The following is a 14,891-nucleotide window of genomic DNA, read 5'->3' on the forward strand; positions in this document are numbered from 1 at the left end:
ACCGCTTAGGTGTGAACACGGTTTTTGGTTGTTTTTAAAATGAGTAATCATGCGAAAAAAAGATTTTAATAAAATAAAAAAAGAGTGAATAAACAGCAATCCTGAACCGATATACCTATAGGACAAACGAACTATGGTTAAAAAAGGAAAGGGGGAATCGTCATGTATCAGAGATGGTTGGGAGTCGTTATGGGCTGGTTGCTGTTTCATATCGTCTGGGTGACGTATGTAGGCACGGATACGGTAATCGGACAAGTCGTCAACAGTCTGTTCACGATCGGTGGCGTAACCATCTCCCTCTATTTGATTTGGCGGGCACAACGACGCCATACAAGACGCCCTTTTACTTACCGCTTATTTCTTCTATTATTATTCGCTAATGCGATGCTTGGTATAGGCGAATGTGGACAACTTCTATACTTCCTCCGAGAATGGACGCGAACAGAACCGTTTGATTGGATCGACTTGATCTTCAGTCTTCAAATCTTGATCTATATCATTGCTTTCGGTTATTTCCTGCGTAATCGACGACAAGAAGTCAATTTGCGGGTCTTTTTGTTCGATGAGTTCATCATTTTAGTCGTTGCAGGATCTCTTTCGTGGCACTACTTAGTGACGCCTTATTTAGAAGCGAATGCCTTGTTGACGATTGAAACGCTTTTATGGCTTCGTTATCCGATCGGTGATTTATTGTTGCTCGGTGGAATGATTGTCTTATTCTTTGGTTTGATGAAGCGTGGCAATGGCGGCTCGTTATTATTGATTCTACTCGCATTTCATTTTCAGTTACTCGCTGATCTATTATACGTGATACTCGAACGATTTGATTATCCATTTCCTTCGAGTTGGCTCGATCCGTTATGGTTAGCGACTGTCCTGATTGTCGGGCTTGCCGCGTATCGCTTTGATGCTGAGGAATCTCTCGTTCCTCTTGACGTTACACGGAGATGGATCGATGTCTTACGTTTGATCACTCCTTACTTATTCTTATTGATTCTATTCGTGACGATGGCACGACAAACGATTAGTTGGAACGGTTTGACGATTGGGTTAATGATTGCGATTCCGTTGTTGATTTCCCGTCAAATCCGGATCGTTGTTGACAATCAACGGTTGCGCGAAAATCTCGAAGCGAAGGTGGAAGAGCGAACGGAAGCATTAGCAACTGCCATGGAGGAGATGCGACACATGGCATATCACGATGCCTTAACAGGGTTACCGAATCGATATCTGTTTGCGCGACTGTTCCAAGATGCCTTGTACCGAGCGGAAGCGACTGACGGGCAGGTTGGGTTGTTCTTTATTGATATCGATCACTTCAAAGAGATTAACGATACGTATGGACATCGTGTCGGAGATCAACTCATCGTCGATGTTACGACACGTCTACAAAAGAAATTGCCGCCCAATACAGTCATTTCAAGACAAGGTGGAGATGAGTTCGTCGTCTTGTTATTTGACGTTGAACAAGAAGTAGAAGTGGTGCAGTGTGGGGAACATCTCGTTTCCTTGTTCCGACAGCCGTTTCACCATGGTATCATTCCACTTCCGGTAACAGCGAGCATCGGTGGAGCGATCTATCCGGCGCATGCAGCTTCTCGATCGGACTTGATCGAGCAAGCAGACCTAGCGATGTATGAGGCAAAACGTCGCGGGAAGAATCAATTTTGCTTGCATGATCCAGCGATAACGAACACATGAACGTCGTCATATTCAAAAACACGCTCGTATACCGAACCTTATCGGATCAGTCATACGAACGTGTTTTTTTGATGCCGATCATTTCTTTTGCGTGCGTGCTAAGAACGTTTCAATGACTTCTGGATTCGTCACAGCTTGATTACATGCATCGCTGTCGATACACATATGATGACCAATCGTCTGATGCTGTTCAGCTGAACGACGTGTCGTGGCGGTTACGAGTGTGATGTCACTATACGTATGGCAAATCGCACAAATCCCTTTTTGGATCGATGGAAGATAGGTTCCCTCGACGCCGATCCATTGATCGTCCAAAGGATAGACGAAGTATTTTTTACGATTCCCGGTATCGTTCCAGCTTAAAAACGTCGTGTGAGCCCATTCAAAGGAGTGAAGTGGCGGAACATGTAACTTTTTCGTTTTTTTGAAGAGCTGACGGATCCGTGATTCAGAAATGCTTGGAAACGGTTGGACGAACGGTTCGACATGTGCTAAATACGCGAGGAGATCTTGTTCGGATTCAGCGTCACGAATGTTCGTCAACAGCGCTTCCTGTTCTGGTGTAAGTACGGGCAATAGATCGAATATCTTTTCAGCAGCACTATACCGGACAGCATCACGAACATCCGGATCATGAACGGCAGCGAATTGATGTTGTAACAGATCGACTTGATTCCGAATAAAGTTGTATTGATAGGGCAATAAAAATGCGTCCATTCGCGTTCCTCCTTTTCTTTTCATCGTACCGGAATTTAGCAACAGAACAAAGCGACATTTTTGTTTTTCTGCCTCTTGCAAGGGGAATTGAATAACAGAATGAACGAGGAGGTGAAGAGGGACGTGCAGTATTTAACATTTTTACGCCTCATGAATATAGGAGCATTCCTCTTTGCATTGCTAGCGCGCGTCGTTTGGTCAAATCCGGTCACCATTCCTGCGTTGCCTCTTGTTCCAGCATCTTTTTTCGATACGATTACAGGTGTCGTGTTCACGACGTTGTTAATTTGGTGTATTCGACCGGTTCGTGCCTTTCCTGCAGATCGAGAACTGATTGAAGATATCGGAGGATGGCTCGCGTTATCACTCGTGACGCTTGGCGTCAGTAGTATGACCGGACCACCATGGGAACTTGTCTGGACAACGATTTCATTCATTAGTCTGTGCTTAGTTTATATGAAAATTCAACACCATCCGCGACGATCGCCTTGGATGCGCTCTCCGATTTCAGTCCTGCTCGCCTGGATGAGTACGATGTTGTTGATTTTACCATTTCGGATCTTATCCGATTTTCAGTTCACTTCGCTATTTGGTCTTTCCGAACAGCAATGGAGTACGCTCGCACTCGTCGTAGCGATTATCGGAGGACTCTTGTTTGTCATCATTCATTCCGACTGGGTGTTTGGTCTCACGCTCGTCTGGTATTTGATTGGACTGTTCTTTAACGATCGCCTCGCTCTTGTGCAACAAATCGTAACAGGAATCGGGATCGTAGGTGCTTTACTGTTGTGCTATTACGTCTTTTATAAACGGCAACGTCTTTTTCGACAGCAATCACCGAAGTCTTCTTCGTCTTAGTCATGTTTTAGGTGAATTTGGGGTATATCCCATATAGCTGTTATAAAAGGGGGAGACGTGTGTCATGGGAAAAAAACAATGGATTGGTGTCTATCAAAATGAAACGGATTTGATTCGAAAAATCGAGGATTTACATTTTGCGGGTTATTTAGAAGAGGATCTGTATGTCGTGTTACAAGACAAGACCGATATGGCGATGTTACGTGGACAATCAGCGGCTCAACTCGTCTCCGGGAAACGGACGCTGTTTGAGCGGTTTACAGGCAAACCGGCTTCGGCTGAGGAAATTCAAACTGCCTTTACGGAACTTGGGTTACCAGAGTCGGATATTCGTCAGCATGTCTTACGTGTCCAGCAAGGTGAGTATGTCCTGTTAGCAGACGAGGCAGGAGCAGCACGTCCTGCGCCGGAACCAAAAAGTATTTTGGAGACAGAACCAGAAGGGATCGAGGCAGAACGGAAACTTGATCACGAAAACCGCGCCCTCGAAAATGAAAATGACCGGATGCTGTAAGAGAGTCGTGCAGAAAGGATGATTCTTGATGGAGAGCCAGTATCATACGATTTTAGTGGCAGTCGATGGATCAAAGACGGCAGATCTTGCCTTTGAAAAGGCAGTGAAATTTGCCAAACTCGATCGTGCTAAACTCGTTATCGCCCATGTCATTGATATTCAGACATTTGCTAATGTACGTGCCAATAAGCGTTTCATTGATCAAAACGTCACGGAATATGCACAAGGACTGCTCGATCGTTACGAGAAGCGGGCACGAGAAGCAGGCATCGAGACAGTTGAACTGGTCATCGAAAATGGCTCTCCCAAAACATTGATTCCGAAGGTCATCGCACCACGTGTCGGTGCTGGGTTGATCGTCTGCGGGGCGGTCGGGATGAATGCGATGGAACGCATCATGATCGGGAGTGTCTCTGAAAACATCTCCCGTTATGCAAAATGCGATATCTATATCGTCCGTCCTAAAACCTTGAAGTGATAAAACACAGCACACATCAGACGATGTGTGCTGTTTCATGTCATGTTAAAAAATAATAGAAGATGCCTAATAAAATCAAAATGATCGGAAGAAAAATAAAATACATCCAAGACATGTTTTTGGCCGAAGTTTTATGGTCATACTTTTCTTCTGCTGGTTGCTTGGCAATCCGTAACGTAAAGACAAGACCTACGAGACAGATGACTAACGCAATCCAAAACAAAGTCAACATAAGCAAGCTCCTCTCTTCCTTTATCATACAGAAATTGGTCATGTTCTGCATCTGTAAGTTGTGACAGTTTAGAGTTGACAGCCTTCTAGTTGAGGGGCTAAACTAACTTCATAAGTTTAGGGGGTAAACTAAAAATGAAAGACAATTTACGTGAAGCAGTCCTCCTGTTTGAAGAAGTCATGATCCACGGAACAGAACGTGTGTTGAAGTCGGTCGAAGCACCCGTTTGGCAAATGTATTCACCGGAGCAACTTCATGTGTTGAAGCTCGTCGGAAAATATGGACCGATTTCGTCCGGTCGTCTCGCGGCAGTGCAGGGTGTTCACAAAAGTGCCATCTCCAACCGGCTGAAAAAGTTGACGGAAAAAGGTCTCGTCATCGTCGAACGACGAGAAGACGACCACCGGACGAAGTACATTTCGTTGACGGAATCAGGTCGGTTAGTGGCAACAGAAGCGGAGCAAGAAATCTATACGTATCTTGAGAATTTGATTGAAGGAAAGGTCGAGGAAGAAGAAATCATTCAGTTCATCGAAACCTTCAAAAAGATTAAAGAGATTTTGCAGTTGAATGACTAAAAACAGATAGAAGGAAGAGGAGAATCGGATATGCGACAAATCGTCAAATGGCGCTGGGCAATTCTTGCGTTATTGCTCATCGTTACAGTAGGTTTACTATTTACGGCACCAAACTTGGCTAAACAAGCAGAAGAAGCAGGTGCGATTCAGCTTGCAAATGATGCTGATTCGCAACGGGCAGCTGACATTTTAGAAAAAGCGGGGGCCAGCGAAGAAACGATCTCGCTTGTCATTCCGCTCAAAGACAAAGTCAGCGATGCCGATCGAAAGTCGATCGGACAAATCGTTCAGGATTTAGAAGCACTTGATCGTCCGGTCACGGATGTGCTGGATCCGTTTGAAAACAAAGAGACGGAAGGACAGCTCGTCTCAAAAGATAAAAAGACGGTCCTCGTGCCGATTACAGTCGACGGTTCGCAAGAAGAAATCGTCAAACTGGCAAAACAAATCCGGACGGATCTCTTACCAAAGGATCAAACGATCTATCTAACGGGTGAAGCGTTAATCAACGATGACGTTAATACGAGCTCACAAGAAGGATTGAAGCGGACAGAACTGATTACCGTCGGATTGATTTTCGGACTGCTTCTGCTCGTTTTCCGTTCAGTCGTCACACCGTTCGTCCCACTCGTTGCAGTTGGGTTTACGTACCTGATCAGTCAATCACTCGTCGCCTTTTTCGTCGATTGGTTCGGCTTCCCGGTATCGAACTATACGCAAATCTTCCTCGTCGCCATTCTATTCGGGATTGGGACGGATTATTGTATCTTGCTCCTGAGCCGGTATAAGGAAGAGTTGACGGCAGGGCACGACGTTGAGACAGCAATCGTCAACACGTATAAGACAGCAGGGCGTACGTTACTAATCAGTGGTCTCGCTGTTCTTGTCGGTTTCTCAGCGATCGGTTTTGCGGACTTCCCGATCTTTAAGTCATCGGTCGCCGTTGCGGTCGGGATTGCAGTACTCTTACTTGTTTTGTTCACACTCGTTCCATTCTTCATGGCGACATTAAAAGAAAAGCTATTTTGGCCATCTAAGAAGGCAGCGAGTCACCAGGATAGCAAGCTCTGGGCACATTATGGTGGATTATCAATCCGTCGTCCGTTGCTTGCGATGATCATCGTTGCGATCGTCACGGTCCCGACACTCTTTACGTATGATGATGACCTTTCGTTTAATACCGTCGATGAGATTGGTGCGAAGTATGAGACGGTAAAAGGACTCAATGCGATCTCGGATGGATTTGGTGCAGGTGAGTCGCTCCCGGTCAACGTCATCCTCAAGAGTGACGATGATTTGATTACTGAAAAAACAGTTCCTTATGCGGAACAACTCAGTCGCGAACTGGTGAAGATTGACGGGGTCAAATCGGTTCGTTCGATTTCTCGTCCGACAGGCGAAGTCATCAATGATTTCTACGTCGATCGTCAATTAAAACAAGTTGCTGATGGTATGAAGAAAGCTACCGCCGGCCTCACGGATGTTCAGTCTGGTCTGACGACGGTGGAAGATAATTTGAATGGGATTACAGGACAGCTACCAGCAGGAGACGCGGCTTCAGCAGGTGCGAGTCAGTTGCAACAAGCAGCAGACGGACTCGGGCAAATCAACCAACAGTTGACGCTTGTCGGTCAAGGGTTACAATCGACCCAAAACATCCCGCAAACCGTCGGAACGTTGAATGCATTGTCTGGTCAATTGAGCCAAGTTCAAGCTGGCATTAGTCAAGCAGCGAGCGGTATCGCGTCTCAAGGAGCGCAAGCCGGTCAGTTGGGGAACGGATTAACACAACTTGCGGATGGTGTCGGTCAAGCGAACGAAGGACTGACGAAAATTGAAAGTGGTCTTGAGGAAATCTCGGATCTTCTGACCGAGATGGGACAAGCGACATCGATTCGGGGGACAGGTGTGTTCGTACCAAAAGATACGCTATCGGATAAAGCCTTTAAACCAGCGATTGATCGTTACGCGATTGATCAACAGACGGGATTGAAGTTCGAAGTCATCCTCGAGGATGATCCGTATTCTCCAGAAGCGATTCAAACCGTCGCTGCGATCAAAGAGACGACAGCGAAGACAATCAAAGATACACCATTTGAAGACAGCAGTGTTGCATACGGTGGGATCTCAAGCGTCAACAGTGATTTAAACGATACGTCAAAAGCCGATTTCAAACGAACGGTGACGGTCATGCTGATCAGTCTCTTCGTGATTCTAGCGATCATGTTCCGTTCATTGATCATGCCGTTGTTCATGATTGGTTCGTTATTGCTAACGTATTATACGTCGATGTCGATCGCAGAGCTGATCTTCGTCAACGGACTCGGATATGACGGTATCAGTTGGGCTGTTCCGTTCTTCGGATTCGTCATGTTGATTGCCCTTGGTATCGACTACTCGATCTTCCTACTCGACCGTTTCCGGGAAGAGACGATCAACGGACTCGATACGAAGGAAGCGATGTTCCTGTCGATGAAAAAAATGGGGTCTGTCATCATCACGGCAGCGATTATTCTTGCAGGAACCTTCGGGGCGATGATGCCGTCTGGTGTCTTGAGTCTCGTTCAAATCGCGACGATCGTCATCACAGGTCTACTCTTGTATGGTTTGATCGTCTTACCACTCTTGATTCCAGCAATCACGGTATCGTTCGGTAAAGGAGTCTGGTGGCCGTTTCGACCAAACGCTAAAAAATAACAACTAAGCAGACCGGGTTCGTCTTCTAGATGAACCCGGTTTTGTCATGACGTATACTAAGAGCAGATGATAAGGAGGTAGAGCATGCAACACTTCAAACAACTGACTTCACGGATTTGGTATCAGACACCGGTCAGCGAGACGGACCGCCCGATTCTCGCTGTCGTGCGCGGGGAGAACCATCAATTGATGATTGATGCGGGGAACTCTTCAGCCCATGCAGCACTATTCTTAGAAGAAATGAAGATACATGAAATTGAATCGCCGACCTTGTTGGCATTGACACACTGGCACTGGGATCATATTTTTGGAATGAAACATCTTGGTCTCCCATCAATTGCGACCAAGCAAACGATCACGCATATGAAGGAGATGCAGCCGTATGCCTGGACGGATGAAGCACTGCAAGAACGAATGGATCAAGGCATTGAGATTCCGTTTTGCGCCGACGCGATCAAGCTCGAGTTCGGTGTGACACGCGATATCGAAATTGTCTTACCGACGATCGGCTTTGAAAGACAACTGGATCTCGATTTAGGTGGGGTGCATTGCCAACTGATCGAAGTCGAAAATGATCACTCTCCAGGAAGCCTACTCGTCTACATCCCGGAAGAACGTGTCGTGTTCTTAGGTGACGCCATGTATGCCGATATCTTTTCGCCGAAGGTGAATTATACGGTTGAGCGGACGACGCGTTTACTAGCGACACTGGATCGTTTAGATACCGACTATTATATCTGGTCGCATGGAGAAGCGATGCCAAAGTCAGAATTTGAAGAAGAGGTCAAGATGTTGCGTCGAGCCATTCGCGTAACGAAAGCGACCGAAGGACGACTGAAGGATATGCGAACCTTGTATGCAGAAGAGACCGGACGATCGTTGACAGAAGATGAGACCGAAACATTGATTTATTTCGCAAATGGAATGAAATGACAGATCATAACAAGGGATAGGATGGTGGATGTCGAAATGAATAAAGTACTACGAGTTTGTTAAAGGGAGCGGTACTGTATGACGAAGCCAAGATTCGAACGGGATGAAACCGTCGATCGCGTCTTTTTTGGGAAAGCGGGCATCTTCTCATTTTTAATTATCGTCGGAGGCATTCTATATCTACTATATGATCTGTATCTACAATGACCGGGACGCATGCGTTCCGGTTTTTTGAATTCAGGGGAGTGCACGAAAACCAGATATTGGGTAATAACTTGCGTGAGGCTGTGAGAGAAAGTGAGAGGAGATGTCGGATGAAACGAATTCAAATTGCGGATTTTGATCGACGCATGCCATCGATTGAATTGGTCGAGCAGGATGATCATTACGAAGCGATGCTTGTTCCAAGCTATGATCATACGTATCCGTCGACACAAATCCGGACGATCCGCTTAGCGGATATCTCCGTCAATCTGATTGTGACACCGCAAGAAACACTGCTCGTTTCTGCGCTTTTCCATAAACCGGTTCAAGTGACGGATATCGTTTCCTGGATGCAACTGTACACGATTAGTTTTGCTCAGTCGGATGAGACTGGTTACTTCGTTGAACAAGCAGACGAAATTTTAGAAGTCGTCTTGTATCAGAAACATCCGATTGTTATCGCAACACGTGGTCAGGATCGATTGTATTACGATACGACGGGAGCAATCGAAGTCCGACGAGCGATGAATGAAGCAGTCGGAGAGCGTCCATTACTGTATTTGAATGGAGAAGCTTGGTATGGTGTCCCACGTTTAACGTTTAATCCGACGAAGGATGAATTACACGTCAACGGCACATTTCTTTATGCGGATTACATGGATACGTATCACGGAAAAATCGGCTTTTTCCGTAATCATGATCCGTCTTTACCGATCGTGTTACTTGTTGGACAGGCAATCGTTGAGATCGAACTGACAGAAAATCCGGATGGTTCACGTGTCTTGATTTTGGAACAACCGTATGATGAATCATGAAAGTGCACAAAAACCGTTCAGCAGATGAACGGTTTTTGTGTGAGACCGTGAAATCCCTTACAAAATATGCGAAGATAGTAAAGAGACAGACCAAAGGGGTTGAGGGGGACATGGCGAAAGAAACACCGCGTAATTCTAAATGGATGCGTTCCTATAATCGAGCGCTCGTCTTGCGATTGATTCGGATGCATCAACCGATTTCGCGGGTCGAGTTAGCACAACGGACGAACTTGACGAAGCCGACCGTATCAAATATCGTCAGTGAATTGATTGCAGAACAACTCGTGACGGAACGAGAGCTTGGGGTATCGAACGGGGGACGAAAACCCATCATGCTCGAACTCGTCGCAACAGAACAATATGTCATCGGGATTGACGCAACAAGTCACCAGTTCATTGGTGTCGTTGCGGACCTGAGTGGAAACACGATTTATGAGTCAGAAGCCGTGGGACGCTTTGAGACGAATGAAGAATTGATTGAAGCGATTGGTCGCTTATGCGAGACGTTGATTGCACAGACACAAGGGCGCGGAACGATTCACGGAATCGGCATTTCCGTCCACGGGATGGTCAATCCGGAAACGGGTGTTATCTTGTTTGCACCACGTTTCCATCTGCATGACGTTGAGTTGAAGGTACATCTCGAAGCACGCTTTGATTATCCGGTCTTCATCGAAAACGATGTTCGGGCACTCGCGTCATTTGAGTTATTGTTCGGAGAGGGTGTTGGAGTCGAACAGTTTTTCTACCTTTATGCGGGAGAAGGTATCGGGGGAGCCTATGTGCTGGATGGACAACTGGTCGATGGACAACATCATATTACGGGGGAAGTTGGACATATGCGACTGGATCTTGATGGTCCGATTTGTTCGTGTGGAAATCGGGGATGTCTCGAGGCATTAGCCGGAGAGAAATCTTTATTACGAGATTATGCTGTCGTTGATCCTCAAGTCGTGACGCTTGCCGATTTGCGCAAGCGATTGAACGAACGTCATGAACAGGCCGTTCGTGCGTATGAACGAGCTGGGGAATACATCGGAATCGGTGTCTTGAACACGATTCATCTCCTCAATCCGCGTCGGATATTACTTGGAGGACCGATGTTCGAACTCGCACCAAATATCGTCGATCAAATCAAGGAACGGGTCGAGCACACGGCGTTGACCGCTGCTTCACGTGAAACCGATGTCAAGATGGTTCCGTGGAGTGAAAAACAAGGAGCACTCAGTGCAGCAGCTCTTGCGACGAACAGTTTATTTCAAACGATTTAATGAGCCGATTCTATGTCTTGCGAACCAGCAGGAGATAGAATCGGTTTTGTTATTCAAAAATAATTTAATGAAACCGTTTACAAGATAAAAAACAATGTGCTATAGTCGATGTAAAGTTAGATAATAAATTTAATTTACTAAGTTCATGGTCTACTAAGTGGAGGTGGATGCAGGTTAGCAGGGGCTAATCAAGCTGAAGCAGGAAAGGGAGGCATCGCGCAATGGAACCACACGATCCATGGGTTTCGTACCGTGAAGCTTTCGGGCGTTACGGAGCAATCCGCGGTTTTTATTTTCAGCGGTCGACGCAACAGATGACAGAACAGGGTCCAGGCGATGTCCCGACAGACGAGCAGGATATCGTGCTCGTCCGACCACGACGTGACGGTGTGTTTCAATTCCGGATGTCATCGGTACAAGGGGTCCTGACGATCCGTTCATCCGAATTACACATCCGAAAAAATGAGAGCGGATACATTGAATTACGCGCACTCATGCAACACATGCGCTCTGCCGGTTGTTTGACGCTCGGTGGAGAGTTATATCTCTTCGTCCGACCGGACGTCGATACGCTGGCGTACCGTCTTCGATTGATCGCCCGTGTATTGATTCAGCTACAGGGAATGCCGATTCAGACGAAAGTGATCGAAGAATGGTGCCAAAAAGCACAAATCGAAGGGGAAAACGCTAGACGATACGCTTGACTACTTACACATAAAAAGGGGAGCTCTTACATGAAATTCAAAAAAACGAAACTCGTTGCTGCAGCATCAGTCTTAACATTATCCGCATTTCTCGCTGCTTGTGGTGGCGAAGACGAGCAACAAACGAAAACGAAAGATGGTAAGACAATCGTCACATGGTGGGGCTGGGCACCACAACCAGAAGCGGGGAAAGCAGTCGTTGATGCGTTCAACGAATCGCAAGATAAATACGTCGTTCAATTCAAACGTTACAGTGAAGACTATGAAAAACAATTACAAGTTGCCATGTTGTCAGGTAAGGGTCCAGACATCATCGGTCTGAAAGAACCAATGATTCAACAGTACAAGGATCGCGTCGTACCAGTGGATTCGTACATGGATAAAGCAGCAGGTAAAGGCTGGAAAGATAAGTTCGTCGAGCTCGGAATCGAACAGACGACACTTGACGGTAAACAGTACGCTGTTCCGATCGGTTTCACAGGTCAAGCGTACTTGATGTACAACAAGACGATGCTCGATAAATACGGTGTGACACCACCGAAGAACTACAAAGAAACAGTCAGCGCAGTCAAGAAGATCAAAGACTCAGGCGACAAAGTCATCCCACTCATGCTCGGAGCAAAAGATGCATGGATCGATATCGACGTCTATAACGTCCTCAGCCACCAAGTAGCACCAGGATACATCCAAAAAGTTCTTTCGGGTGAAGCAAAGTGGACGGATGACGAGATGGTCAAAACAGCGCAAATCTGGCAAGACCTCTTTAAAGATAAAGTCTTCCAGGAAGGTGCTCTTGGTCTTGCGACATACAATGACGGGATGAACCAATTCTTCGATAAAAAAGCAGCGATGTGGGTCATCGGTTCATGGGAAGCGCACTCGATGACAACAAAAGAGAAAAAAGAAAAATGGAAAATCGACGATGAGCTCGGATTCGTTCCACTCCCGAACTTAGCAGGTGGAACAGAGCAACCCGTCATCGCATCAATCGATATGGCACTTGGTGTCAACAAAGAGTCGAAACAACAAGAGGGTGCAGCGGAGTTCATCGCCTTCATGAGCCAAGGAAAAGGTCAAGAAGTCTACATGGGTGAGTTCGAGATGGCACCTGGGATCAAGGACGTCAAAATCGATTCAGACGCTGCCTTCACATCTGAAGGTGAAAAAGAATCGTACAAGATGTTGAACGATACATTAGCAAAAGCGGTTGCTAGCCGTGGTATCCGGGATACGAAATTAAACGATATTCTCGGTAAGGAACTTCAAAATATCGCAACAGGACAAGATCCGAAAGAATCACTACAGCGCGTTCAAGACGCAGCGGATCAATCAGCGAAATAAGACTCGACAGTGAAGTGGTACGCCTGCGTACCACTTCCTAATTTTTGAACTTGAGGAAAGTGGGGAATCCATATGCAGACAGAGCGACAGGAATTGCCGATTAAACCAAAAGCAGAACCGCTCCAGCCGGTAGCGACACGTACGCCTGCGCCAAAGAAGAAAAAGAACATGAAGCGGAACCTGGTCGGATGGGCTTTCGTTGCTCCGATCGTCTTGTTCGTCGTCAGCTTCATCTATTATGGGATCTTCTATAACGCCTATAACTCGTTCTTCTCGTGGGACGGGATCTCGTTTGACAAAGCGTTCGTCGGATTCGACAACTATGCTGAGATGTTCCAAGATCCGGACTTCTATCTCTCGCTGAAGAATACGTTCATCTTCACGATTTTGACAGTCACGATCCAAGCCGGTATCGGTCTTGTCTTGGCGTACTTCCTGCATACACCAGGACCAATGCGGACGGCAATGAAGTCAGTCTTCTTCTTCCCGGTCGTCTTGAGCCCTGTCGTACTCGGTGCGGCATTCTCACAAATTTATGACTTCCAGTTTGGTTACATCAATGAATTTCTCCGTGCGATCGGTCTCGGTAGTCTCGAGCAGAACTGGCTCGGTGACCCGGATATCGCGCTTTATTCCGTCATTGCGATCAACATCTTCCAGTGGACGGGTTCTTCGATGGTCATGTACTACATGGCAATGCTGACGATTGAGAAGGAAATCTTCGAAGCAGCAAAAATCGATGGAGCTGGATTCTTCCGGACACTATGGAGCATCGTCTTCCCGAACTTGAAAGGAACGACATTCACTCTGTCGATTCTCGGAGTTATCGGTGGTCTGAAGACATTCGATTTAGTCTGGATCACGACAGCTGGTGGACCAGGATCGTCGACTGAGTTTATTTCGACATACCTGTTCCGAAAATCGATGTTGCAACAGGAAGTTGGTTTCTCGAGTGCTGTTGCCATCATCCTACTGACGATCGCTTTACTCATCACGTACTTCCAATTGCGTGTACAAAAGAAAATGGATAACTAAGGAGGAACGACCCATGGATGTAGAATCTAAAAAAAGCCGCTGGATGATTAACCTCGTATTGGCGCTCGCGTCAATCGTCTGGTTATTCCCGATTTTCGTCATGTTCAAAGAGAGTCTCCGAGTCAATGGATTCGACAACTATATCGCAACATTGCAAAACCCGAACTTCCCGACATTCGTCTTCAACAGTTTCTTCGTCGCTTTCTTCATGATCATCATCTCGATCACGATTTTGGCGTTCGCAGCGTTTGCCTTCTCGAAGCTTGAGTTTGCTGGAAAACGCCTTTTGTTCAACATGGTCCTTGCTGGACTCATGTTACCGGTCGCTTCGATGATCGTTCCGTTGTTCTTCACACTCCGTTCGTTTGACGGACTGAACAACCACTGGGGACTGATCGGAGCGGAAGTCGCGTTCTTCTTACCATTCGGTCTGATGCTTATCAAAGGATACTTTGATGAATTACCGAACGAACTGATGGAAGCAGCGTATATTGATGGAGCGACGATTCTTGAAGTCTTCTTCAAAGTCATGCTACCACTCGCAAAACCAGCGCTCGCAACAGCTTTAATCTATGCGTTCCTTAACTCATGGAACGAATACTTGATGGTTCTTACGTTCATGACGGATCCTGCCTATCAGACAGTGACGATGGCACCAAGTTTCTTCAAAGATGCGCTCGGTGGGGATCCAGGAAAAATCTACGCGTCACTTGTTTTGATCAGTTTACCGACGATGATCTTCTATATCTTCTTCCAACGTTTCTTCCAAAAAGGAATGACGGCGGGTGCAGTAAAATAATTGTTTTTGCGTAA

General features: G+C 46.4%; 16 protein-coding genes. 14 read left to right on the plus strand and 2 right to left on the minus strand.

The window, feature by feature from the left end; all coding sequences use genetic code 11:
* Nucleotides 1–162 precede the first annotated feature (162 nt).
* Complete coding sequence (locus ESP131_RS04300) at nt 163–1,701, plus strand: GGDEF domain-containing protein (RefSeq protein WP_069940247.1); 1,539 nt, start codon at nt 163–165, stop codon at nt 1,699–1,701.
* A 78-nt stretch (nt 1,702–1,779) separates the two neighbouring features.
* Here ESP131_RS04300 and ESP131_RS04305 read toward each other — a convergent pair whose 3' ends face one another.
* The gene (locus ESP131_RS04305) at nt 1,780–2,418 is read right to left on the minus strand and encodes a FusB/FusC family EF-G-binding protein (RefSeq protein WP_029343324.1); all 639 of its coding nucleotides are present in this window, start codon (nt 2,416–2,418) and stop codon (nt 1,780–1,782) included.
* 123 nt (nt 2,419–2,541) lie between these two features.
* On the opposite strand from ESP131_RS04305, the gene ESP131_RS04310 reads away from it, so the two are divergent.
* The 3 genes from ESP131_RS04310 to ESP131_RS04320 all read left to right on the plus strand — a co-directional run bounded on the left by ESP131_RS04310 (nt 2,542) and on the right by ESP131_RS04320 (nt 4,268).
* On the plus strand, nt 2,542–3,276 hold the full coding sequence (locus tag ESP131_RS04310) for a hypothetical protein (protein ID WP_069940248.1): 735 nt from the start codon (nt 2,542–2,544) through the stop codon (nt 3,274–3,276).
* A 64-nt stretch (nt 3,277–3,340) separates the two neighbouring features.
* On the plus strand, nt 3,341–3,790 hold the full coding sequence (locus ESP131_RS04315) for a general stress protein (protein ID WP_050678937.1): 450 nt from the start codon (nt 3,341–3,343) through the stop codon (nt 3,788–3,790).
* Nucleotides 3,791–3,818: 28 nt separating this feature from the next.
* Entirely contained in the window at nt 3,819–4,268 is a 450-nt protein-coding gene (locus tag ESP131_RS04320; protein WP_029343329.1) for a universal stress protein, read from the plus strand.
* Between the two features lie 40 nt (nt 4,269–4,308).
* On the opposite strand, the gene ESP131_RS04325 is transcribed toward ESP131_RS04320, so the two are convergent.
* Nucleotides 4,309–4,500 (minus strand): hypothetical protein, encoded by a 192-nt coding sequence (locus ESP131_RS04325; RefSeq protein ID WP_029343330.1) that lies wholly within the window; start codon nt 4,498–4,500, stop codon nt 4,309–4,311.
* A gap of 134 nt (nt 4,501–4,634) precedes the next feature.
* Here ESP131_RS04325 and ESP131_RS04330 point away from each other — a divergent pair, with 134 nt between their 5' ends.
* The 10 genes from ESP131_RS04330 (at nt 4,635) to ESP131_RS04370 (ending at nt 14,877) form a co-directional block, all read left to right on the plus strand.
* Complete coding sequence (locus ESP131_RS04330) at nt 4,635–5,078, plus strand: MarR family transcriptional regulator (protein ID WP_029343331.1); 444 nt, start codon at nt 4,635–4,637, stop codon at nt 5,076–5,078.
* Nucleotides 5,079–5,108: 30 nt separating this feature from the next.
* On the plus strand, nt 5,109–7,775 hold the full coding sequence (locus tag ESP131_RS04335) for an MMPL family transporter (RefSeq protein ID WP_069940249.1): 2,667 nt from the start codon (nt 5,109–5,111) through the stop codon (nt 7,773–7,775).
* Nucleotides 7,776–7,859: 84 nt separating this feature from the next.
* A complete protein-coding gene (locus ESP131_RS04340) occupies nt 7,860–8,708 on the plus strand; it encodes an MBL fold metallo-hydrolase (RefSeq protein ID WP_069940250.1) in 849 nt (282 codons plus the stop codon).
* Between the two features lie 78 nt (nt 8,709–8,786).
* Nucleotides 8,787–8,915 (plus strand): hypothetical protein, encoded by a 129-nt coding sequence (locus ESP131_RS16995; RefSeq protein ID WP_255415721.1) that lies wholly within the window; start codon nt 8,787–8,789, stop codon nt 8,913–8,915.
* Nucleotides 8,916–9,022: 107 nt separating this feature from the next.
* Complete coding sequence (locus ESP131_RS04345) at nt 9,023–9,727, plus strand: hypothetical protein (RefSeq protein WP_069940251.1); 705 nt, start codon at nt 9,023–9,025, stop codon at nt 9,725–9,727.
* A gap of 110 nt (nt 9,728–9,837) precedes the next feature.
* Nucleotides 9,838–10,998: an ROK family transcriptional regulator gene (locus ESP131_RS04350; RefSeq protein ID WP_069940252.1), complete on the plus strand. Its 1,161-nt coding sequence runs from the start codon at nt 9,838–9,840 to the stop codon at nt 10,996–10,998.
* A 221-nt stretch (nt 10,999–11,219) separates the two neighbouring features.
* On the plus strand, nt 11,220–11,702 hold the full coding sequence (locus ESP131_RS04355) for a hypothetical protein (protein WP_069940253.1): 483 nt from the start codon (nt 11,220–11,222) through the stop codon (nt 11,700–11,702).
* Between the two features lie 30 nt (nt 11,703–11,732).
* Nucleotides 11,733–13,043 (plus strand): ABC transporter substrate-binding protein, encoded by a 1,311-nt coding sequence (locus ESP131_RS04360; RefSeq protein WP_053452534.1) that lies wholly within the window; start codon nt 11,733–11,735, stop codon nt 13,041–13,043.
* Nucleotides 13,044–13,115: 72 nt separating this feature from the next.
* A complete protein-coding gene (locus ESP131_RS04365; protein WP_069940254.1) occupies nt 13,116–14,078 on the plus strand; it encodes a carbohydrate ABC transporter permease in 963 nt (320 codons plus the stop codon).
* A 13-nt stretch (nt 14,079–14,091) separates the two neighbouring features.
* Nucleotides 14,092–14,877 (plus strand): carbohydrate ABC transporter permease, encoded by a 786-nt coding sequence (locus ESP131_RS04370; protein ID WP_035411101.1) that lies wholly within the window; start codon nt 14,092–14,094, stop codon nt 14,875–14,877.
* The last annotated feature ends 14 nt before the right edge of the window (nt 14,878–14,891 follow it).

Origin of the sequence: Exiguobacterium sp. U13-1 (genome assembly GCF_001750115.1) — a bacterium.
In the GTDB taxonomy this organism is placed as follows: domain Bacteria; phylum Bacillota; class Bacilli; order Exiguobacteriales; family Exiguobacteriaceae; genus Exiguobacterium_A; species Exiguobacterium_A acetylicum.

Excerpts from the sequence above, each read along its gene's own strand:
- ESP131_RS04300 (WP_069940247.1), top strand. The coding sequence starts at position 163 with ATGTATCAGAGATGGTTGGGAGTCGTTATGGGCTGGTTGCTGTTTCAT.
- ESP131_RS04305 (WP_029343324.1), bottom strand. The coding sequence starts at position 2,418 with ATGGACGCATTTTTATTGCCCTATCAATACAACTTTATTCGGAATCAA.
- ESP131_RS04315 (WP_050678937.1), top strand. The coding sequence starts at position 3,341 with ATGGGAAAAAAACAATGGATTGGTGTCTATCAAAATGAAACGGATTTG.
- ESP131_RS04320 (WP_029343329.1), top strand. The coding sequence starts at position 3,819 with ATGGAGAGCCAGTATCATACGATTTTAGTGGCAGTCGATGGATCAAAG.
- ESP131_RS04325 (WP_029343330.1), bottom strand. The coding sequence starts at position 4,500 with ATGTTGACTTTGTTTTGGATTGCGTTAGTCATCTGTCTCGTAGGTCTT.
- ESP131_RS04330 (WP_029343331.1), top strand. The coding sequence starts at position 4,635 with ATGAAAGACAATTTACGTGAAGCAGTCCTCCTGTTTGAAGAAGTCATG.
- ESP131_RS04335 (WP_069940249.1), top strand. The coding sequence starts at position 5,109 with ATGCGACAAATCGTCAAATGGCGCTGGGCAATTCTTGCGTTATTGCTC.
- ESP131_RS04340 (WP_069940250.1), top strand. The coding sequence starts at position 7,860 with ATGCAACACTTCAAACAACTGACTTCACGGATTTGGTATCAGACACCG.
- ESP131_RS16995 (WP_255415721.1), top strand. The coding sequence starts at position 8,787 with ATGACGAAGCCAAGATTCGAACGGGATGAAACCGTCGATCGCGTCTTT.
- ESP131_RS04345 (WP_069940251.1), top strand. The coding sequence starts at position 9,023 with ATGAAACGAATTCAAATTGCGGATTTTGATCGACGCATGCCATCGATT.
- ESP131_RS04350 (WP_069940252.1), top strand. The coding sequence starts at position 9,838 with ATGGCGAAAGAAACACCGCGTAATTCTAAATGGATGCGTTCCTATAAT.
- ESP131_RS04355 (WP_069940253.1), top strand. The coding sequence starts at position 11,220 with ATGGAACCACACGATCCATGGGTTTCGTACCGTGAAGCTTTCGGGCGT.
- ESP131_RS04360 (WP_053452534.1), top strand. The coding sequence starts at position 11,733 with ATGAAATTCAAAAAAACGAAACTCGTTGCTGCAGCATCAGTCTTAACA.
- ESP131_RS04365 (WP_069940254.1), top strand. The coding sequence starts at position 13,116 with ATGCAGACAGAGCGACAGGAATTGCCGATTAAACCAAAAGCAGAACCG.
- ESP131_RS04370 (WP_035411101.1), top strand. The coding sequence starts at position 14,092 with ATGGATGTAGAATCTAAAAAAAGCCGCTGGATGATTAACCTCGTATTG.